This is a genomic window from Nocardia sp. NPDC059195 (assembly GCF_042754695.1).
GTDB lineage: Bacteria > Actinomycetota > Actinomycetes > Mycobacteriales > Mycobacteriaceae > Nocardia.
Map to the genome: position 1 here is coordinate 222865 of NZ_JBHZBG010000003.1, position 19048 is coordinate 241912.

21 protein-coding genes and 1 pseudogene are annotated in these 19048 nt (G+C 67.7%); 12 read left to right on the forward strand and 10 right to left on the reverse strand.

Annotated elements, in window-relative coordinates; all coding sequences use genetic code 11:
- Positions 1 to 20 precede the first annotated feature (20 nt).
- Complete coding sequence (locus tag ACFXKN_RS05790; RefSeq protein ID WP_378950925.1) at positions 21 to 1682, reverse strand: 2-isopropylmalate synthase; 1662 nt, start codon at positions 1680 to 1682, stop codon at positions 21 to 23.
- 264 nt (positions 1683 to 1946) lie between these two features.
- Here ACFXKN_RS05790 and ACFXKN_RS05795 point away from each other — a divergent pair, with 264 nt between their 5' ends.
- Entirely contained in the window at positions 1947 to 2618 is a 672-nt protein-coding gene (locus ACFXKN_RS05795) for a FadR/GntR family transcriptional regulator (protein WP_378950195.1), read from the forward strand.
- Complete coding sequence (locus ACFXKN_RS05800) at positions 2615 to 3397, forward strand: ABC transporter ATP-binding protein (protein ID WP_378950197.1); 783 nt, start codon at positions 2615 to 2617, stop codon at positions 3395 to 3397. Before ACFXKN_RS05795 ends, ACFXKN_RS05800 begins: the two co-directional genes overlap by 4 nt.
- Here the strand turns inward: ACFXKN_RS05800 and ACFXKN_RS05805 are convergent.
- The 5 genes from ACFXKN_RS05805 to ACFXKN_RS05825 form a co-directional block, all read right to left on the reverse strand.
- The gene (locus ACFXKN_RS05805) at positions 3364 to 4299 is read right to left on the reverse strand and encodes an ADP-ribosylglycohydrolase family protein (RefSeq protein WP_378950199.1); all 936 of its coding nucleotides are present in this window, start codon (positions 4297 to 4299) and stop codon (positions 3364 to 3366) included. The genes ACFXKN_RS05800 and ACFXKN_RS05805 overlap by 34 nt on opposite strands.
- 56 nt (positions 4300 to 4355) lie before the next feature.
- Entirely contained in the window at positions 4356 to 4565 is a 210-nt protein-coding gene (locus ACFXKN_RS05810; RefSeq protein WP_378950201.1) for a hypothetical protein, read from the reverse strand.
- A 19-nt stretch (positions 4566 to 4584) separates the two neighbouring features.
- On the reverse strand, positions 4585 to 5115 hold the full coding sequence (locus ACFXKN_RS05815) for a MepB family protein (protein WP_378950203.1): 531 nt from the start codon (positions 5113 to 5115) through the stop codon (positions 4585 to 4587).
- On the reverse strand, positions 5099 to 5596 hold the full coding sequence (locus tag ACFXKN_RS05820) for a hypothetical protein (RefSeq protein ID WP_378950205.1): 498 nt from the start codon (positions 5594 to 5596) through the stop codon (positions 5099 to 5101). The genes ACFXKN_RS05815 and ACFXKN_RS05820 overlap by 17 nt, the downstream gene beginning before the upstream one ends.
- 81 nt (positions 5597 to 5677) lie before the next feature.
- Entirely contained in the window at positions 5678 to 6334 is a 657-nt protein-coding gene (locus ACFXKN_RS05825; RefSeq protein ID WP_378950207.1) for an HAD family hydrolase, read from the reverse strand.
- Between the two features lie 158 nt (positions 6335 to 6492).
- Between ACFXKN_RS05825 and ACFXKN_RS05830 the strand changes: the two genes are divergently transcribed.
- From ACFXKN_RS05830 to ACFXKN_RS05865, 8 genes are all read left to right on the forward strand, one after another.
- Positions 6493 to 7167, forward strand: a complete 675-nt coding sequence (locus ACFXKN_RS05830; RefSeq protein ID WP_378950209.1) for a PaaI family thioesterase — start codon at positions 6493 to 6495, stop codon at positions 7165 to 7167.
- 188 nt (positions 7168 to 7355) lie between these two features.
- Positions 7356 to 8132 carry a GntR family transcriptional regulator gene (locus tag ACFXKN_RS05835; RefSeq protein ID WP_378950213.1) on the forward strand — a complete coding sequence of 259 codons (777 nt, stop codon included), beginning with the start codon at positions 7356 to 7358 and terminating at the stop codon, positions 8130 to 8132.
- A complete protein-coding gene (locus ACFXKN_RS05840) occupies positions 8132 to 8359 on the forward strand; it encodes a ferredoxin family protein (RefSeq protein WP_378950215.1) in 228 nt (75 codons plus the stop codon). Before ACFXKN_RS05835 ends, ACFXKN_RS05840 begins: the two co-directional genes overlap by 1 nt.
- A gap of 17 nt (positions 8360 to 8376) precedes the next feature.
- Positions 8377 to 9807 carry an ABC transporter substrate-binding protein gene (locus ACFXKN_RS05845; RefSeq protein WP_379432523.1) on the forward strand — a complete coding sequence of 477 codons (1431 nt, stop codon included), beginning with the start codon at positions 8377 to 8379 and terminating at the stop codon, positions 9805 to 9807.
- Positions 9804 to 10739, forward strand: a complete 936-nt coding sequence (locus tag ACFXKN_RS05850; protein WP_378950220.1) for an ABC transporter permease — start codon at positions 9804 to 9806, stop codon at positions 10737 to 10739. The genes ACFXKN_RS05845 and ACFXKN_RS05850 overlap by 4 nt, the downstream gene beginning before the upstream one ends.
- Positions 10736 to 11479, forward strand: coding sequence for an ABC transporter ATP-binding protein (locus tag ACFXKN_RS05855; protein ID WP_378950222.1), 744 nt, complete (start codon positions 10736 to 10738; stop codon positions 11477 to 11479). The genes ACFXKN_RS05850 and ACFXKN_RS05855 overlap by 4 nt, the downstream gene beginning before the upstream one ends.
- Positions 11476 to 14214, forward strand: a complete 2739-nt coding sequence (locus ACFXKN_RS05860) for a fumarate reductase/succinate dehydrogenase flavoprotein subunit (RefSeq protein ID WP_378950224.1) — start codon at positions 11476 to 11478, stop codon at positions 14212 to 14214. The genes ACFXKN_RS05855 and ACFXKN_RS05860 overlap by 4 nt, the downstream gene beginning before the upstream one ends.
- 47 nt (positions 14215 to 14261) lie before the next feature.
- A complete protein-coding gene (locus ACFXKN_RS05865; RefSeq protein ID WP_378950226.1) occupies positions 14262 to 15512 on the forward strand; it encodes a serine hydrolase in 1251 nt (416 codons plus the stop codon).
- 101 nt (positions 15513 to 15613) lie between these two features.
- Here ACFXKN_RS05865 and ACFXKN_RS05870 read toward each other — a convergent pair.
- Positions 15614 to 15907, reverse strand: a pseudogene (locus tag ACFXKN_RS05870) (hypothetical protein); the annotation flags it as partial.
- Positions 15799 to 16089, reverse strand: coding sequence for a hypothetical protein (locus ACFXKN_RS05875; protein WP_174555379.1), 291 nt, complete (start codon positions 16087 to 16089; stop codon positions 15799 to 15801). The gene ACFXKN_RS05875 and the pseudogene ACFXKN_RS05870, both read right to left, overlap by 109 nt.
- Positions 16090 to 16369: 280 nt before the next feature.
- Here ACFXKN_RS05875 and ACFXKN_RS05880 point away from each other — a divergent pair, with 280 nt between their 5' ends.
- Entirely contained in the window at positions 16370 to 16516 is a 147-nt protein-coding gene (locus tag ACFXKN_RS05880; RefSeq protein ID WP_378950228.1) for a hypothetical protein, read from the forward strand.
- 72 nt (positions 16517 to 16588) lie between these two features.
- On the opposite strand, the gene ACFXKN_RS05885 is transcribed toward ACFXKN_RS05880, so the two are convergent.
- On the reverse strand, positions 16589 to 17233 hold the full coding sequence (locus ACFXKN_RS05885; RefSeq protein WP_378950230.1) for a response regulator: 645 nt from the start codon (positions 17231 to 17233) through the stop codon (positions 16589 to 16591).
- Entirely contained in the window at positions 17230 to 18378 is a 1149-nt protein-coding gene (locus tag ACFXKN_RS05890) for a sensor histidine kinase (RefSeq protein ID WP_378950232.1), read from the reverse strand. Before ACFXKN_RS05890 ends, ACFXKN_RS05885 begins: the two co-directional genes overlap by 4 nt.
- Before the next feature lie 108 nt (positions 18379 to 18486).
- On the opposite strand from ACFXKN_RS05890, the gene ACFXKN_RS05895 reads away from it, so the two are divergent.
- Positions 18487 to 19035: a hypothetical protein gene (locus ACFXKN_RS05895; RefSeq protein WP_378950234.1), complete on the forward strand. Its 549-nt coding sequence runs from the start codon at positions 18487 to 18489 to the stop codon at positions 19033 to 19035.
- The last annotated feature ends 13 nt before the right edge of the window (positions 19036 to 19048 follow it).

Sequence of the window (19048 nt, forward strand, 5' to 3'; positions counted from 1 at the left end):
GAGCGACCGCCCCGATCGACCTACCCTGTCGCGTTGACGGCGTTCACCACCGCTGCCAGTGCGGCCGCCACGACCGAGATGTGGCGACCGAACGCCCAACCGGTGCGGCCCGCCGCTCGGTATTCGACGTAACTCACTGCGGCGCTGTCGGCGCCCTTGTCCACGGAATGCTCGGTCAGGCCGAGGATCTCGATGGAGTGGCCCGCCCCGGCGAGGGCGGCTGTCAGGGCGTCGATCGGGCCGACGCTGTGGTGTACCGAGCGCCGTTCGGTGCCGTAGGCGTCGAGGACGATCTCGGTGGTGCCGTCGGCGATCTCCCACCGCACCAGCGTGATTCGTTGATCGGGGGCGGTGTAGGCCTGCTCGAACAGCGTGCGCAGTTCCTTGGCGGTGATCTCCGCGCCGGTCTCATCGGCGCGTTCTTGTACCCGCTTCGCGAGGTCGATCTGCAGGCGGCGTGGCAGGTCCAGTCCGTATTCGGTGTGCAGCAGGTAGGCGATGCCGCCCTTGCCGGACTGCGAATTGACCCGGATCACGGCGTCGTAGGAGCGGCCGAGGTCGGCGGGGTCGATCGGCAGATACGGCACCTGCCAGTGTGATTCGCGTTCGGGGATGCCCTCGGCCGCTGCCCGCTCGCGATGTTCGGCCATGCCCTTGCGGATCGCGTCCTGGTGGGTGCCGGAGAAGGCGGTGTGGACGAGATCGCCTACGTACGGATGCCTTTCGTGGACGGGCAGGCGGGTGCAGTGCTCGACGGTGCGACGGATCTCGTCGATATCGGAGAAGTCGATCATCGGGTCGACGCCCTGGGCGTGCAGGTTCAGCGCCAGCGTGGCAATGTCGACGTTCCCCGTGCGTTCACCGTTTCCGAAGACGCAGCCCTCCACGCGTTGCGCGCCGGCCAGGACGGCCAGTTCGGCGCAGGCGATACCGGTCCCCCGGTCGTTGTGCGGGTGCACCGACAGGATCACACCGTCGCGGCGCGCCAGGTTACGGTGCATGTATTCGATCTGGTCCGCGTAGACGTTCGGGGTCGCGACCTCCACTGTCGCAGGCAGATTCAGCGTCACCGGCCGCCGCGGGGACGCCTGCCACAGCTCGGTGACGGCGTCGCAGATCTCCAGGGCGAAATCCGGTTCGGTCAGGTTGAACACCTCCGGCGAGAATTGGAAGCGCGTGTTCGGCAGGTCACCCGCCAACTCGAGGACATCGCGAGCGCCCGCGACGATCAGCTCGCGCAGTTGCGCGCGATCCTTGCCGAGAACCACCTCACGCCAGACCGGCGCGGTGGCCGTGTACAGGTGCATCACGACCTCGTTGGTGATGCCGCGCACCGACTCGACGGTCCGTTCGATCAGGTCACGACGCGCCGGGGTGAACACGACGACGGCCACGTCCGGCGGGGCGATCGGAGTGCCGGCCAGCAGGCGCACGAAATCGAAGTCGGTCTGCGAGGCGGACGGGTAGCCGACCTCGATCTCCTTGTAGCCCATGGCGATCAGCAGTTCGAAGAATCGGCGTTTGCGGGCTGGGTCCATCGGTTCGGCCAGCGCCTGGTTGCCGTCGCGCAGGTCGACCGGGACCCACAGTGGTGCGGCGGTCATCCGCGCGTTCGGCCAGTGACGTTGTCCGACAGGGATATTCACGCGTCGATGGATGTCGCGGTATCGATACGACGGCATCGCCGAGTGGCGCTGCCGATTCCACGCGGGCGCACCGTCGGCGACAGCGCCCGTGGGAGTTACCAGGGTGGGGAATTCGGTCATGACTTGCTCTGCTTCCTGACCACGACGGGCCACGAGACGACGGCGACCGGCCACGACCGAGCCCCACGGCGGGGCGGCCGGTCGGTCAGGCCCCGCCGTGGCGGACGAGAAGAAGCGCGGTGTAGGTCATAATGGGTACACTTCTACCACAACTCCTCAGACAAGTAGAGAGGTTTGCCGGTGGTATCGCAGGTACGACGTCAGCCGCTGGCCGCACAAGCGGCCGAACTTCTGCTCGCGCGGATCCGGGCGGGCGAGTGGCCGTTGGGCCATCGTTTACCGGGTGAGACGCTGCTCGCCGCCCAACTCGGCGTCGGCCGCTCGACCCTGCGCGAGGCGATCCGGGAACTGGCGGGCAAAGGCTTACTCGACAGCAGGCAGGGTTCCGGGGTGTTCGTCACCGCTCTCGACGTGTCCGAGGACTGGGATGTCGTGCTGCGTGGCGCCACCATCGCCGCGGTGATCGAGGCGCGCATCGCGATCGAGGCAGAGGCCGCCGCCCTCGCCGCGCAACGACGCACCCCCGCCGACCTGCGGGCCATCCGGCGCGCCCTGGCTGGTCGCCGCGCCGAGGGCCAGACCGTCGCCGATCACGTCGACGCCGACATGGCCTTCCATCGCGCGGTCATCGTCGCCGCCCACAACGATGTGCTCACCCAGCTGTTCGACAGCTTCCTCCCGCGCCTGCGCCTGGCCATGATCGACATGCTCGAGCTGCGCCCGGTCCGCTCCGAGCAGGCCGACCACTGCGCGCACGAGCAGCTCGCCCAGGCAATCGCCGACCGAATCCCCACTGCCGCAGCGGAATTCAGCCGAACCCACCTTGCCGCTTTGAAGGAGGCCTTCACATGACCGGCGCCCCCGTGATCGAACTCGACGACGTGACCTTCCGGCGTGACGGCAAGAAGATCATCAACGGCATCTCGCTCACCGTGCGGGCCGGTGAGCACTGGGCACTGCTCGGCCCCAACGGCGCGGGCAAGAGCACGCTGCTCGGCTTCTGCGGCGCGGTCACCTTCCCCACCACCGGAACCGTGCGGGTGCTCGGCGAACAGTTCGGCCGGGTGGAGTTGGCCCGGCTGCGCCGCTCGATCGGCCACGTCAACCCGCGTCACCCCCTGCGCTCCGCGCTCACGGTGCGCGAGGTCGTCCTCACCGGTGTCACCAGCACGATCGATACTCCGATGCGCTGGTCACCCACCGCCGAGGACCTCGCCCGGGCCGGCGCGATCATCGACACCCTTGGCCTGTCCGGCAGGGCCGACGACATCTGGCCCACCCTGTCCCAGGGCGAGCGCGGCCGCACCCTCATCGCCCGCGCACTGATCAGCGAACCCCGGGTGCTGCTCTTGGACGAGCCGTCCACCGGCCTCGACCTGGCCGCCCGCGAACAACTCCTCAGCACCATCGACACTCTCGATCACACCCACCCCGAGGTCGCCTCGATCCTGGTCACCCATCACCTCGAGGAACTCCCGAGCACCACCACCCACGCCATGCTCATCGCCGACGGCCACACCGTCGCCACTGGCCCCGCCACCGAAGTCATCACCACCGACCACGTCTCCACCGCCTTCGACCACCCGATCGAAGTCCGCTACGACGGCCGCTGGAGCGCCCGCGCCCGCTGAGGACCCAGCGCCCATTCGGGCAACGGTTCGCGCGCGGCAAGCCACTCCGCCGGAATCCCACGGGTGCGCTCCCGGTTTCCGGTACCGGTGTGGGCTGCCACGATTCCACCGACGATCGCGGCCGTGGTGTCGGCGTCCCCGCCCGCCTCGACGCAGGCGAGGACCGCCGCAGGATAGTCGTCGAGATAGGTGGCGGCCGCCCACAACGTGAAGGGCACGGTGTCCTGAGCGCTGACCCGTGCGCCGTTGCCGAGTTCGTAGGCCGCTTCGGCTACCGTTCGGCCGAGCAGTTGCCGGGCGCGACGGACACCCTGCGCGGTGCGCCCGTCAACCAGATACGGATCGACCGCCTGCAGCAATTCATCAGGCGCACAGCCCTTTTCACGGGTGATCGCGGCGTGTGCGGCCGCGACCGCGACTGCCATCGCACCCACGATCGCTTCCGGGTGCCGATGGGTCAGCTCCGCGGACATCGCTGCCTGCGCTGCGGCCCGATCCAGGTCTCCGGCGAAATGGGCCCCGAGCGGCGCCACCCGCATCGCCGCACCGTTTCCCCACGATCCGCGTCCGTCGAACACCGCACCCGCGGCTTCCGCCCACGGACGCCCGTCTCGAATCTCGTGCAGCACAACCACTGTGCCTGGTCCGTAGCCGCGATACGGCTCGCAACGTCGCGCGAACGCGGCCGCGAGAGCATCGCGATCCACACTGCCGCGGTCTCGGATTTCGGCGTACACCGAACACGCCATCTCGGTGTCGTCGGTCCATTGCCAGGGTGCGGCCGGTGGTCGTCCGGCGAGCAGATCAGGGACGGAGCGCCCGGGGACGAAGAATTGAGCGCCCAGCGCATCCCCTACGGATAAGCCTTCGAGGCTGTCGAACGAGGGATCGGAATTCAGCATGCTGGGCACAATCATTGCCCAGCCGGAGCAGGCGCCGCAACCCGAAGTACGAACGGCTACATCAACTCGACCTCGTCGAAGCCGACCGTCAGCTTGTGCCGCCGCTCCCGCAGGACATTCCCTTCCCGGTGAACGGTCCCCTCCCCGAATTCGATGCGCAACTCCGCCCGCCGAGCATCGACTTCCCGGACAACCCCGCAGATGCCACTGAACGGACCCGCCGGGAAATACACGACGTCGCCCGGACCATATTCGGTAATCCCCACCGCGCCACTGTAATTCATATCAGCGTGTCTCGTCGGTGGGCGATGAGCCAGCGGGCCGCACCGGTTCGTAGAGAGCCCGCGCGGCCCGCGGATCGATCTTGTCGAGATCGAGAAAGTAGCCGCACTGCCACTCCTGCGACCGTCGCGCCTGTTTGTTCGCTGCCATCGACCACGGTGGGTACACCCGGAACCCGCGCTTGCCGCCGCGACCGGCGACCGACACGATCCCGTGCTCGACAAGTGCGCTCGTCGGGAACACGAACTGCCCGGAACGCGGTCCCGCGCGGGCGGTGATCACCAGTAGGTCGGCGCAGTCTTCGGCGGCGAAAGGCTCCGTCGAACCGTCCTGGGCACGCCGCCACACGGAAACGAACAGGCCCACCTTCGTCGGGGTCTGCTTGCCCACCCGGAACCGGACCGCGCCGCGGCCGATCCCGGACACGAACGCTCCGTAGTCAGCGTTCTCCGCCTCGGGAACCGCAGCCGAAATGTCCAGTCCCAGAACAAGGATGAGATTGTGTGCCTCGACAACGTCAGGGTGCACGGTCATCGGTCCCGCCGAATCCGAGATCGAAGTCGTTGAGGAGTTCGTCGGCGCGGGAGAGGGCTTGGTCCAGCTCGTCGGCGACGGAGTCCATGACGGAGATGCCGTCGAGCATGTCGGAGAGTTCGGTGTGCAGGGCGTGAAGTTCGGCGATGTCGGGGTCGACCGTGGTCCAGGCGACGGTGTCGGACCACCAGGTGTCGCGTTGGACCCAGGACCAGACGATGTCGCGGACGAGGAGGGCGTCGGTGGTGAACAACTGGCGCTGCTCGGCGCCGGTGGTGTGCTCGAGTTCGTAGGTGCCGTCGTCGAGGTAGCGCGCCTGGATGTAATCGGTCGGGGTGCGCGTCAGCAGGAGGAAGGGGTGCTCCGGTGCCGGATCGGTGGCGGAGGCGCCGGGCCGGGCCGGATCGACGGGGTGTGGCTCCGCCGAGCCGTCACCGACGTGGACGACGACTTCGGGCTGGTCGTCGCTGTGCTCACCCATCGGGCCAGTGTGCCGGATCGGAAAGGACACCGGAGAGCCGGACCGATGAATCGGTGACGCATCTTCAGGGTGAGTCGCGAGTCAGGTCGTACCGATCACGAGGTCGGAAGTGAGCTGGTCGAGGTCGTCGATGACCGCGTCGGCCAGGGCGAGCGCGTCGGGCGACGGCGGGAATTCCGGGCGCGGTGCCGCGATCAGACGCATCCCGGCACTGTGGGCGGAGCGCAGGCCGTTGGTCGAATCCTCCACGGCTGTACAGACATTCGGATCCAGGCCGAGGCGCTGCGCGACGGTGAGGTAGACATCGGGTGCGGGCTTGCCGCGACCGACCTCCTCGGTGGACAGCACCACGGCGAAAGAGTCGAGCAGCCCGGACTTCGCGAGGACCAGATTGATCAACGCGGCAGGCGATGAGCTGGCCAGGCCGAGTTTCCAGGAACCCGCGCACCGCCGCACCGCGTCGACCGCGCCGGGCAGCAGCGGAACGTGGTGGGCGTATTCGTCGGCCATCAGATCGATGATGTCGGCAGCCACCTTGTCGGCCGGTGCGGCCACACCGAGATCGTCGGCCAGGTACGACGACCACTCGACGGTGCTCATCCCCATCATCTTCTTCTGCGAATCCGGTTGCCACCGGCCATTATTCAGAACGACGTAATCGTGCCTGACCTTCTCCCAGATGGGTTCGGAATCGATCAGCACGCCATCCATGTCGAACACAACCGCCGCGATACCCATGCGCTCAGCCTTTCGCCGCTCACCCGGAGGGGCACCACCGACGGTGCGCCGACGCTCCGGTACCAAGAAGACTTACTCGGTGATCGGCACCCAGCCTAGATGACCTGACACCGATCCCCGACGCGAACAGCCAGCTCGGCAGCGATAACGTGTTGCATATGGACGATACACAGGTCGGCAACTCGCTCCCGGACGAGAAGCATCACGAAGGCGGATTCCGGCCGGTTGCCGAGCTGATCCAGGCACGCAAGGATCGCAGCGGCGAGTCGACCGCGGGCGGGCCGCAGTACGGCGAGCTGATCGAACAGGTCCGCGTGCTGATGGACCGGGCACGGCTGGTGAACCCGTCCGACGAGCTCGCCAAGGACGCCATCGCCACCCTCGAGCAGCTCAATGCCCGTCTCAGCGAGGCGGTGGTGGACGAGTGGTCCTCGCCCAGCTGGTCGCGCACCGACCTGCCCGCGCGCGGCAACATCACCCTGCCGCCCTACACGGTGATCAGCGGTGACCGCGACGGTGTCACCGCGAAGGTCACCTTCCGCACCTTCCACCTGGGCGGCAACAGCGCCGCCCACGGCGGACACATCGCGCTCGCTTTCGACGACATCATCGGCATGACCGCCGCGCTGTCCACCAAGTCGGTGACCCGCACGGCCTCGCTCACCCTCGACTACCGGTCGATCACACCGCTCAATCGCGAACTGACGGTCCGCGCGTGGACCGAACGCGTCGAGGGCCGCAAGGTGTACCTCCGTGCGACATTGCACGACGACGAACGTTTATGCGCCGAGGCGAACGGACTGTTCATCGTGCTCAAGCCCGGCCAGCCCTGAATCCGTTCCGACATTGCGATCGACGTGATCGCAATGTCGGCCGCGAGACCCGAGGTGGCGCAATAGCGGTTTCCCGGCCGATATCCGCAGGTCCCGCGAACCACCGCCCGGCGTAGAAACATCCCCTGAATTCACGCCGGAATCGCGGCGGGCCGAGTGCCGCGTAATCGCCGCTATCGTCGCTGTTCATGCAGGTCAGCGAGAAAACAGGGACGCCGGAGCCCACCCCGATCCGCGGTCAGCGCGCCGATCGGGCACGCCGGGTCGCCGATATCCTGCGCCACCAGATCCTGGCGGGCGCAGTGCAGGGCACGGTGCCCGGCGAGCAGGAACTCGCCGCCGAGCACGGCACCTCCCGCAATACCGTGCGCGAAGCGCTGGCGCTGCTGCGCGACGAGGGGCTCATCGATCGTGCCCCGAAACTCGGCACCCGGGTCGCCGCCCGCAAGTTCGACCACGGCCTCGATGCCCTGCTGGGCCTGCAGGAGACGCTCAAAGGGCACGGCACAGTCCGCAACGAGGTCCGGGCCGCCACCACCATCACCGCTCCCCCGGCCGTCGCGCGCCGGCTCGAGCTGGCCCCGGGCGACAAGGTCGTCTACATCGAACGCCTGCGGTTTCTCGCCGATCTGCCGCTGAGCCTGGACCTCACCTACCTGGCACCCGATATCGGCACCGAACTGCTCACCCACGACCTCGAGACCACCGACGTGTTCGTGCTGCTCGAACAAGTCACCGGCCAGTCGCTGGGTGCCGCCGACCTCGCGCTGGAAGCCGTCGCGGCCGACCCACACACCGCTACCACGCTCGATACCCCGGCCGGTGCGCCGCTGCTGATGCTCGAACGCCTCACCCACCTCGACGACGGGCGCCCCGTCGACCTCGAATACATCCGCATGCGCGGTGACCGCATCACCATGCGCGGCAGCCTCACCCGCAGCACCCCCGAATGGAAGGTCCTGTAATGGCACTGGTCCCCCAGCGCGCCGACGTCCCGGTAACGATCGACGAATCGCTGTGCATCACCGGCTGCACTCTCTGTGTGGACATGTGTCCGCTCGATTCCCTTGCCATTCACAATGATTCGGGCAAGGCCTACATGCACGTCGACGAGTGCTGGTACTGCGGGCCGTGCGCGGCGCGCTGCCCCACCGGCGCCGTCACCGTCAACATGCCCTATCTGCTCCGCTGAACCCGGGAATCCCACGCATGAAGATCACTCGATTCGCCCCTGTCGCACTGGCTCTCGCGCTCACCGCGGCGGGCTGCTCGCTCGAGAGCACCGACGCCGCATCGGCGGGCACCGTCAAGGTCGTCGTCGGCTACCAGTCCAAGACCATCAATACCGTCACCGCGGGCACGCTGCTGAAAGCGCAGGGCTACCTGGAGCAGCGGCTACAGCAGATCACCGACGGTGGTGGCGCGAAGTATCAGGTGGAGTGGCAGGACTACGACACCGGCGCGCCGATCACCGCTCAGATGGTGGCCGAGAAGATCGACATCGGCTCGATGGGCGACTATCCGTTGCTGATCAACGGATCTCGCACGCAGGCCAATGATCGCGCACGAACCGAGCTGGTATCGATCACCGGCTACAACCCCAAGGGCGCTCTGAATATGGTGGTGGTGCCCAATGATTCACCGGCGCGCTCGCTGACCGATCTGGCCGGGCAGAAGATCTCGGCCAGCGTGGGTTCGGCGGGCCACGGCACCTTGGTGCAGGCGCTGAGCCGGGCCGGGATCGACCCGGCCAAGGGTGTGGAGGTGCTCAACCAGCAGCCGCAGGTCGGGGCGACCGCGCTGGAATCGCATCAGGTGAGCGCCCTGTCGCAGTTCGTGGCGTGGCCCGGTCTGCTGGTGCAGCAGAACAAGGCCAAGCTGCTCTACGACGGTGCGGAGCTGAATGTGCCGACTTTCCACGGGGTCGTCGCTCGCCGTGCCTACGCGGCCGATCATCCGGAGGTGTTGCAGGCATTCCTCGCCGCGCAGTTGGATGCGACCGCGTTCCTCAACGAGAAGCCGTTCGAGGCAGCGGATCTCGTGGCGAAGGGATCCGGCCTGCCGCAAGAGGTGGTCTATCTCTACAACGGGCCTGGTGGCACGAGTTTCGATACCACGCTCAAGGCGAACCTGATCGCTGCGTTCAAGGACGACGTGAACTATCTGAAGTCGATCGGCGATTTCGCCGATCTCGACATCGATGCCTTCGTCCAGGACGGCCCGCTGCGCAAGGCCTTCGCGGAGACCGGTCGTGGGGACTATGACACCGCGCTGGCGTCGGGGGTCAACCCGAGCAAGGTGACCGGTTCCGATCCGATATGCGCTGTGCCCGTGAGTGATCCGGCACTGGCTGGCGAGGTCTGGGTCGACGGCGCCGACAAGCCCCAACCCGCCGCGAACCCCGGTTGCTTGTTGCGGGCGGTGCAGGCAGCCAATGCGCAGCGCAAGACGATTCGTGCGGTGTATGTCCCGGATGCCGAGCTGGGTACTCGCTGGTTCGCGGACAAGGCCATCTGGTTGCGTGAGGGCGCGCAGTACCTGCCGTTCACCACACAGGCAGCAGCCGACCGCTACCGCGCCACCCATCCCGCCGCCGCACCGGTCTCCTATGACCAGGCCGTGACGGAAGTTCGCGGATGAGCACGGTTTCCGGGCAGGTCGGCCGAACTGCCGCTGACGCGACCGAATTACGCACTGCCACTGCTGGTTCGGCGAACGCCGCGGTCAGCAGACCTGGCGCCGCGGGCAGCGAGCCTGCCGATGCCGCTGACCTTCACGAAGACATCGTGCCCGTCAGGTCGGTCTGGATATCGAGAACGATCAGGGTCGCTTCGGTGGCGGCGGCGATCGGCCTGTGGCAGTTGCTCACCGCAGGCGATGTCCGCGCGGGCCTCCGGTTCGACATCTTGCCGACGGTGACCGAGATCGTCGCCGAGTTCGGTGAACATCTCGGGACCGGCCAGTATTACCTCGATGTGGCGCAGTCGCTGATCCGGATCGTCACCGGATTCGGTCTGGCCGCGGTCGTCGGTGTGCTGGCGGGGATCGGGCTCGGCCGGTCGCGGCTGCTGGCCGATGTGTTCGGTTCGCTGGCCGAGCTGATCCGGCCGATTCCGGCGATCGCCCTGGTGCCGGTGGCGATCCTGCTGTTCCCCAGCGACGAATCCGGCATCGTGTTCATCACTTTCACCGCGTCGCTGTTCCCAGTGCTGGTGAGCACCAGGCACGCGACGCGGGCGCTGCCGACCATCTGGGAGGACGCCATCCGCACGCTGGGCGCCTCGCGGCGGGAGGTGCTGACCCGTGTCGTCGTGCCCGGCATCCTGCCCGGTGTGTTCAGCGGGCTGTCGGTGGGCATGGGCGTGGCCTGGATCTGCCTGATCTCCGCCGAGATGATCTCTGGACGCCTCGGCATCGGCTACCGCACCTGGCAGTCCTACACCATCGTCGACTACCCGGCCGTGTTCGTCGGGATGATCACCATCGGTGTTCTCGGTTTCCTCACCTCCGGAATCGTCGAACTGGCAGGCCGTCGGGTGACCCGCTGGCTGCCGCGAGAGGTTGCCACATGACCACGACCACCGCCGCGCCCGCCGTCTCCGTCGGCATGCGATTGGACCTCGAGTCCGTGCGGATCAGTTACGGCCGCACAACCGTGGTGCACGACCTGGATCTGACGGTCGCGGCCGGGGAGATCCTGGTCCTGGTCGGCAAATCCGGCTGCGGCAAGTCGACGTTGTTGCGCGCCATCGCCGGGCTGCGCAAACCCGCCGCCGGGGTGATCCGCGCCGATGAGGACACCGTTACCGGACCCTCGGCCGATCGCGCACTGGTGTTCCAGGACGACGCGCTGCTCCCGAGGCGCACCGCTCGCGCCAATATCGATCTGGCGCTGCGCCTTCGTGGAGTGTCGCGGACCGAGCGTGCGGCGCGTTCGCAACGCTGGCTCGACGAGGTCGGGCTCAGCGGCTACGCCGAGTACCTACCGCGCGATCTGTCCGGGGGGATGCGCCAACGCGTTCAGCTCGCCCGCAGCCTGGCCGGCTCGCCGCGCGCGGTGCTCATGGACGAGCCGTTCGGCGCGCTCGACAGCCAGACCCGTGCGGAGATGCAGCGCCTGCTCGTCGACACCTGGCGCGCGCACCCGACCACGATCGTTTTCGTCACCCACGACCTCGACGAGGCCCTGCTGCTCGGCGACCGGATCGCCGTACTCGGCGCCGGTTCGCTGCGCGCGGTCGTCGAGGTGCCCGACGCGCGCGAACCGGTGGACCGCAGCGCCCTGCGGGCCCGAATCCTGGAGGCTCTGTGAACATTCCCGAACTATCGGACCGCATCCGTCTCGACTGCGATGTGCTCGTCATCGGTGGCGGCACCGCGGGCACCATGGCCGCACTCACCGCCGCCGAGTCCGGCGCGAACGTGCTACTGCTCGAGAAGGCACATGTGCGCCATTCCGGTGCGCTGGCCATGGGCATGGACGGCGTGAACAACGCCGTCATCCCGGGTAAGGCGGAACCGGAGGACTACGTCGCCGAGATCACTCGCGCCAACGACGGCATCGTCGACCAGCGCACCGTGTATCAAACGGCGACACGGGGTTTCGCGATGGTGCAGCGGCTCGAGCGCTACGGGGTGAAGTTCGAGAAGGACGAATACGGCGAATACGCGGTGCGCCGGGTGCACCGGTCGGGGTCATATGTACTGCCGATGCCAGAGGGCAAGGATGTGAAGAAGGCGCTCTACCGCGTGCTGCGGCAACGGAAGATGCGCGAGAGGATCCGCATCGAGAACCGGCTGATGCCGGTGCGGGTGCTCACCGCTGGCGGTCGCGCGGTGGGGGCGGCCGCGTTGAACACGCGCACCGGCGAATTCGTCGAGGTGGCCGCGAAAGCGGTGATTCTGGCGACGGGCCCCTGCGGTCGGCTCGGACTGCCCGCGTCGGGCTATCTGTACGGCACCTACGAGAATCCCACCAACGCCGGTGACGGCTACTCGATGGCCTACCACGCCGGTGCGGAACTCTCCGGTATCGAATGCTTCCAGATCAACCCGCTGATCAAGGACTACAACGGCCCGGCCTGCGCGTATGTGGCCAACCCGTTCGGTGGCTATCAGGTCAACGCCGAGGGTGAACGGTTCGTCGACTCCGATTACTGGTCGGGGCAGATGATGGCCGAGGTGAAGCAGGAGATCGAATCCGCGCGTGGGCCCATCTATCTCAAGGTGTCGCACCTGCCGGACGAGACGCTGTCGACGCTCGAATCGATCCTGCACACCACCGAGCGCCCCACCCGGGGAACCTTCCACGCCAATCGCGGACACGACTACCGCACGCACGATATCGAGATGCACATCTCCGAGATCGGTTTGTGCGGTGGACATTCCGCGTCCGGCGTGTGGGTGGACGAGAACGCGCGAACCACGGTGCCCGGCCTGTACGCGGCGGGTGACCTGGCGTGCGTGCCACACAACTACATGATCGGCGCGTTCGTCTACGGCGATCTGGCGGGCGCGCACGCGGCATCGACACTGGCCGGGATCGACGCACCGGCCGACCTGCCCGAAGACCAGCTCGCCGACGCCCACGACCTGATCTACCGGCCGCTGCGCCAGCCGGAGGGCCCGCCGCAGCCACAGGTCGAATACAAGCTGCGCCGGTTCGTGAACGACTATGTGGCGCCACCGAAAACGGCGGCCAAGCTCTCGATCGCCGTCGAGACCTTCGAACGGATGCGCACCGAGGTCGACGGCATCGGCGCGCAGACGCCGCACGAACTCATGCGCGCCGTCGAAGTGCAGTTCATCCGCGATTGCGCCGAAATGGCTTCGCGCAGTTCGCTGACCCGCACCGAGTCGCGGTGGGGTCTCTATCACGATCGCGCCGATCTGCCCGAGCGCGACGACGAGTCGTGGAATTTCCATCTGAACCTACGCAAGACGGTCGGCGGGGCGATGGAATTCGTGAAGCGTTCGGTGGCGCCCTACCTGGTTCCGGTGCCCGGCCTCGACGATGTGCCCTCGGCCGAGCCGATCGTCGAAGTGATCGCGCAGCCCGAGCTGGTGGGGACGCGGGCGCCACAGCGCGCGGCCCCCGTCCGCACCGAGGCCGCGCCGGTGTCGCCGTCCTCGCCTCGGCTGGTCACCCTGCTCGCACTGGATTCACCTGCGGTCCAGGATCTTTCGAGCTACCTCGCCGACGCCGATCCGGTGGTACGGGTCGCGGCGCTGTCGGTACTCACCGAGAACACCCCCGACGGATTCGCCGATGAGCTGATCCGGGCACTGGGCGATGAGGCGGCCTCGGTGCGTCGAGCAGCCACCGAGAGTCTGCGGGAACTGGTCGAGGTGCTCGCGGGTGCCGGTGCGCTGAGCGAGCATCTCGGCTCCCCCGATCCCCTGGTCCGCGCGACCGTCGTCGATCTGCTGCGTGCGCTGCGAGCCGGATCGGCACCGGATTACCGTGTGGCACTGGGTGATACCGACCATCGAGTCAGGATCGAAGCGGTGCGCGCACTGGTCTCGCTCGACGACGCCGATGCGGTGTCCTCGATCGCGGGCGATACCAACCGTGAGGTGCGCATCGCGGTCGCGCACGGGCTCGCCTCGATCGGTGACGGCGGTGTCGAGGTGATCCGGGTGCTCGCGGGCGACCCCGATCCGCTGGTCCGCGCCGCCGCGCTCACCGCGTATGCCGCACTGGGCACCGACGAGGCAGATATCGCCGAACTCGCTGCGGCACTCAACCATTCCGCATGGCAGGTGCGTGTCGGTGCGGCGCGTGGGCTGGCGGGTTCGACCCCGGAGGCTGGCGTGGTGCCGTTGAGCGAGGCACTCACCGACCGTCACCTCGACGTGCGCAAGGCAGCGGTGCTCGCCCTGTCCACCTGGCCGAGTAGCCCTGCCGCCCTCGACGCACTGGAGTCGACGATCGCCGATCCCGATGCCGACGTCCGCGCCTATGCCCGCCGCGCGGTGACCGCCGCGGGTCGTGTGCCGGGCGACGCTGTTCGCGTCGACGCGACGCTGACCGAGGCCGGGGCATGACCGTCACGCTCAGGATTATCACAGCTCGCCGTCGGTAGGCTGGCCCGATGAGTGCACTTCCAGCCACGTTGGTGAGGGTTACCGAGGACCTCGACGCGGTGACCACGATCGGCCACGAGGACGATCCGGCCGATGCCGGGTCCTCACGTGCCGACGTCGAGGCGATCTGGGCGTCGGTGTGCGCGTGGTACGCGATGGGCACGACCCCGGCCATCCAGGTCTGTCTGCGGCGCAACGGCGGGATCGTCCTGAACCGGACCATCGGTCACGGCTGGGGCAACGCACCGAGCGACGGTCCGGACGCCGAGCGGATTCCGGCGACACCGCAGACACCGTTCTGCGGGTTCTCCACCGCGAAGGGCGTCGCCGCCACACTGATGTTCATGCTCATCGAGCAGGGCGCATTCGCGCTGAAAGACCCGGTGGCCGACTATATTCCCGAGTTCGCGGCCCACCGAAAAGGCGTGATCACCATCGGCGATGTGCTGTCGCATTCGGCGGGCATTCCGTTCATCACCGCACCGCACAGCGGAACCGCCGCGGTCCTCGACGAGGAACTGGCCCTCACCGCCCTCACCGATCTGGTACCGAGCTGGCCGCCCGGCCGTTTCCGCGTGTACCACGCGTTGACCAGCGGACTGATCCAGCGACTGCTCGTCCAGCGAGCGACCGGCAAGCGAATGCGCGAGCACCTCACCGAACAGGTGCTGACACCGTTCGGCTTCCGCTGGACCAACTTCGGCGTCGATCCCAGCGATGTCGACAAGGTCGTGCCCAGTGTGAAGACCGGTCCGCGCCAGCCCCGCCTCGCCCGATTCCTGGCCAACAAGGCCCTCGGCGGCCATATGGACAAGGCATCGAAGGCGACCAACGACGCCTTCCTCGCCGCCGAACTCCCCTCCGGCAACCTGGTCACCACCGCCTACGAACTGTCGCGCTTCTACGAAATACTCGCGCGCGGTGGCGAATTGGACGGAAGAAGAATCATCGGTCCCGGCACGCTGCGCGATGCGATCGCCCCCGCCGATCGCCTGCCCGGCCTGGCCGGTCGCGTCAGCCGCGCCGGATTCGAGCTCGGCGCGCGCCGCTCGAAATTCGGCCGCGACACCGGATCGCACTTCGGCCGCAGCGGCCTCACCACCCAGTACGGCTGGGCCGACCCCGACCGGGGCCTGTCGGGTGCCATTCTGACCAACGGCAAGGCGACCACCGATCTCGATAGACCATGGCGGCTGGTCGCCCAGATTTCCGATACCCTGCGCCCGCTGTCCCCTGCCGATCGGCTCTTTCGTCCCTGATCGGACCAGCAGAAGGGCACATCGTCGGGGAGGTCGGTGAGCTGGTGCATGACCAGTTCCGGAGCGAAGTCCATTACCGCGGTGGTGAGCCCGTCGGCGTCGTAGACGTCGTGGACCACCGCGTCGGCTCCGCTCGCGCGGACGGCAGCCGCTTTACCGGCGGAACGGGTCAGGCCGGCCACCTCGTGACCGGCGCCGACCAGCAATGGCAGCAACCGTGATCCGATGACGCCGGTGGCGCCCGCGCGAAAGATACGCACGCCCCCGACAGTAGCGGGGGCGGTATTCAGGCCCCGATGACCGCGTTCATGATCGTGCCCGCGCTGGTGGCGACCGCGCCGCCCGCCATCGCGCTGGCGATCATCTTCGGCGATTGCAGGCCGCCGCCGTTCCACTTCTCCCAGGCGAAGCGGCCACCGCCGTAGGTGATGGCGGTGACGCCGGATAACAGGATCATCCAGGTGAAATACCGGCCCAGCTGCATCACTTTGTCGGCCATCGGCGGTGCCTCCGGCGTGGGATTGCCCACCTGGGCGACAACGATGCCATAGGTGTCGTGCACTGCGGCCAGGATCATGCTCACGATCGGTGCTCCTTCGTCGGTTGTTCGTGGTGAAGCCGATGTCGAGAACTCGTGACGCGGTAGAACCCAGATATGTTGAACATTCAACCTCATGGGCGTTTCGGTGACGTGGGCGACACTCCGCGCAAACCATGACTGCCGTCACACGCGCGGATCCGTGCCCGCGTCGCGCCGTGCCCCTACTATCGAACGTGCGGGGCTTGTTCAGATTCGGCGCGACGAGGCGCTGACCACCACCTTCATCGCACGACTACCGTACCGCGAGGAGGGCACGATGGCTTTCCTGATTCCCTTGTTCTTCGCGTTTCTTCTGGTAACCGCAGCAGTGGTAGTGGCTTCCTACGCCACGGTTTCCCTGACCTATTGGTTTGAATCACGCCGGATCCGTCCGGAACAGTCCGACCCGCAACCTGCACGCTGAGCCCCGTTCCGACCTGGTGTCCCGGTATCCCGCGCGGTACCGGGACATCGTCGGTTTCGCTCCCGATCGTGCTCAGGGCAGATCGAGACCGGACTGCGATGCGATCACGGCGGCCTGCACGCGCGACTGCACGCCGAGCTTGCTCAGCACCCGGGAGACGTGCGTTTTGACCGTGGCCTCGCCGATGCGCAGGCGCGTGCCGATCTGAATATTGGACAGGCCGGCACCGAGACCGGCGAGTACCTGCCGTTCGCGGTCGGTGAGCGCGGACAGGTCCGGCGCAGGCGCGGTGTCTGCCACGCGGGGCAGCGCGGCGATCACCGCGCGCGTCACCTTCGGGTCGAGGACCGCATCGCCTTCGGCCACGGCCAGCACGGCGCTGACCAGGTCGTCGCCGCCGACGGATTTGAGCAGGAATCCGCTCGCACCGGCCGAGAGCGCGCCGAGGACGTATTCGTCGATGGCGAAGGTGGTGAGTACCAGTACTTTCGCGCTGGTCTCGGCGACGACGGCGGCGGTGGCCTCCAGCCCGTCGACGCGCGGCATGCGCACATCCATCAGCACCACATCGGGACTCAGCGCACGGGCTTGCCGCACCGCGGCAGCACCGTCGGCCGCTTCCCCGATCACCCGCACTTCGCCGGAAACCTCGAGCAGCATCTTCAGTCCCGCTCGGATGGTGGCGTGATCGTCGGCCACCAGCACGGTCACTGTCACTTGTCCCCCAGTGGAATTCGCGCGCACACGCGCCAGTTGCCCTCGTGTGGGCCCGCGGTGATCGTGCCGTCGACCGATTCCGCGCGAAACATCATGTTGCGCAATCCGTTTCCCTCGCCCTGAGCCGCTCCCGGTGGGACCGAATTCGTCGCGGTCATCACCAATCGTGTCGCATCGCGGCTCAACTCGATGTCGAGGGGTGCGCCGGGCGCGTGTTTGGTCGCGTTCGTCAGGGTCTCGCTCAGGATCCGGGTGACGACCGCTTCGACCGCGATGGGCAGTTCGAGATCGGCGGGCCGTCGCATCGTCACCGAGCCGCCCGCTGCCTCGGCCGCGTCGATCAGGCCGTCCAGGGAGGACAGTCGCGTGGTCACCGCGGTGTCGTCGGGTGCGGTCAGCAACTCGATGGTCGTTCGCATCTCCTCCAGCGCGGCCAGACTGCCCGAGCGGATCGTCCGCAGGACCGCCATATTGCCGGGATCCTTCTGCGCCACTTCGGCCAGGATCGCGACGGCGGAGACGTGGCCCGCCACCGCGTCGTGCAGGTCTCGGGCCAATCGCCTGCGCTCCTCGCCGATCGCGGCGGACCGTTCGGCGTCGCGCGCGGTGAGCTCGGCACGGGCAGCGTCGCGTTCGGCGTCGACCGTGCGGCGGGAGGCTCGTACCGCGCGGGCGTATCCGAGCGGTGACCAGGTGAGTGCGACGCCGATCAGGCCGGTGTACAACGCCGCTCTGACGCCGAACACGCTCAGCGCGAGCAACGAACCGCCCACGGTGACCGTCAGCGAGAACCAGGCGACCACCGCGCCCAGCCGGTCCGATCCGGTGCTGACGGCCAGGTAGATCACGTCGGTCAGCGCGATCCACAGCGGCAGCGACGGACCGAGCACGAAGTCACCGGCCAGCAGCGCGACCATCAGGACGAAGCCGAGGGCAGGCCTGCGTTGCGCGGTCATCTGGATCACGAACGCCGCGCCGAGCAGCGCCAATTTCGCCGGCGGCGGATACAGGTCGCGGTCCACCACGACCGCCCAGCCACCCGCGGCCCACAGCAGCAGCCCCACCAGAAACACCCCGACGGCGGCGGAGGTCGCGCTGTCGAAGACTTCCGCGAGCCGGCTCAGGGGCGTGCGGGGTGCGGGCATGCCCCATTTCAGCACACAGCCGTGACGCCGCGGGTCCCCCGAAAGGCGGACCGGCCAACGACCCGAAGCGGGACGACGGTCCTGCGGTGTCCCCGGCACAGTGAGGGAATGGACGAACTGAGGAACCCCGTATTGCTGACGATCGCCGCGTGCGAAGTCGGTTTCTGGGTGCTGGTGGTGGGCGGTTTGCTGCTGCGCTACGCGATCCGGCTGCCGCGCGCGAGCGCGGTCACGCTGGCGCTGGTGCCGGTCCTGGATGTGGTGCTGGTGGTCGCGGTGGCGATCGACCTGCATCGTGGCGGTGAGGTGACCTTCGCCCATCGGGTCGCCGGGATCTATCTCGGCTGCACGGTGATGTTCGGTGGCCGGATGATCCGATGGGCCGATGAGCGGTTCGCCCACCGGTTCGCCAGTGGGCCGGTTCCGGCGAAAGTCCCGAAATACGGGCCTGAGCGCACCCGCAAGGAGTGGGCCGACTTCTCCCGTTGGCTCGGTGCGGCTGCCATCGCCGGCGCGCTCACCTTGGTGCTGAGCTATACGGTCGCCGATGCCGAGCAGCGCGAGCAGTTGATGGGGGTATTCGGCAGCCTCGGTGTGATCACCGTGATCTGGCTGGTCACCGGGCCGGTATGGGTCACGGGGTCGCGTAACGGCTGAGGCCGGTGCAGGG

Coding starts and splice junctions, on each gene's coding strand:
- ACFXKN_RS05830 (WP_378950209.1), top strand. CDS start 6,493: ATGGACGATACACAGGTCGGCAACTCGCTCCCGGACGAGAAGCATCAC.
- ACFXKN_RS05875 (WP_174555379.1), bottom strand. CDS start 16,089: ATGATCCTGGCCGCAGTGCACGACACCTATGGCATCGTTGTCGCCCAG.
- ACFXKN_RS05820 (WP_378950205.1), bottom strand. CDS start 5,596: ATGGGTGAGCACAGCGACGACCAGCCCGAAGTCGTCGTCCACGTCGGT.
- ACFXKN_RS05845 (WP_379432523.1), top strand. CDS start 8,377: ATGAAGATCACTCGATTCGCCCCTGTCGCACTGGCTCTCGCGCTCACC.
- ACFXKN_RS05835 (WP_378950213.1), top strand. CDS start 7,356: ATGCAGGTCAGCGAGAAAACAGGGACGCCGGAGCCCACCCCGATCCGC.
- ACFXKN_RS05790 (WP_378950925.1), bottom strand. CDS start 1,682: ATGCCGTCGTATCGATACCGCGACATCCATCGACGCGTGAATATCCCT.
- ACFXKN_RS05855 (WP_378950222.1), top strand. CDS start 10,736: ATGACCACGACCACCGCCGCGCCCGCCGTCTCCGTCGGCATGCGATTG.
- ACFXKN_RS05840 (WP_378950215.1), top strand. CDS start 8,132: ATGGCACTGGTCCCCCAGCGCGCCGACGTCCCGGTAACGATCGACGAA.
- ACFXKN_RS05895 (WP_378950234.1), top strand. CDS start 18,487: ATGGACGAACTGAGGAACCCCGTATTGCTGACGATCGCCGCGTGCGAA.
- ACFXKN_RS05865 (WP_378950226.1), top strand. CDS start 14,262: ATGAGTGCACTTCCAGCCACGTTGGTGAGGGTTACCGAGGACCTCGAC.
- ACFXKN_RS05880 (WP_378950228.1), top strand. CDS start 16,370: ATGGCTTTCCTGATTCCCTTGTTCTTCGCGTTTCTTCTGGTAACCGCA.
- ACFXKN_RS05800 (WP_378950197.1), top strand. CDS start 2,615: ATGACCGGCGCCCCCGTGATCGAACTCGACGACGTGACCTTCCGGCGT.
- ACFXKN_RS05890 (WP_378950232.1), bottom strand. CDS start 18,378: ATGCCCGCACCCCGCACGCCCCTGAGCCGGCTCGCGGAAGTCTTCGAC.
- ACFXKN_RS05805 (WP_378950199.1), bottom strand. CDS start 4,299: ATGCTGAATTCCGATCCCTCGTTCGACAGCCTCGAAGGCTTATCCGTA.
- ACFXKN_RS05825 (WP_378950207.1), bottom strand. CDS start 6,334: ATGGGTATCGCGGCGGTTGTGTTCGACATGGATGGCGTGCTGATCGAT.
- ACFXKN_RS05815 (WP_378950203.1), bottom strand. CDS start 5,115: ATGACCGTGCACCCTGACGTTGTCGAGGCACACAATCTCATCCTTGTT.
- ACFXKN_RS05850 (WP_378950220.1), top strand. CDS start 9,804: ATGAGCACGGTTTCCGGGCAGGTCGGCCGAACTGCCGCTGACGCGACC.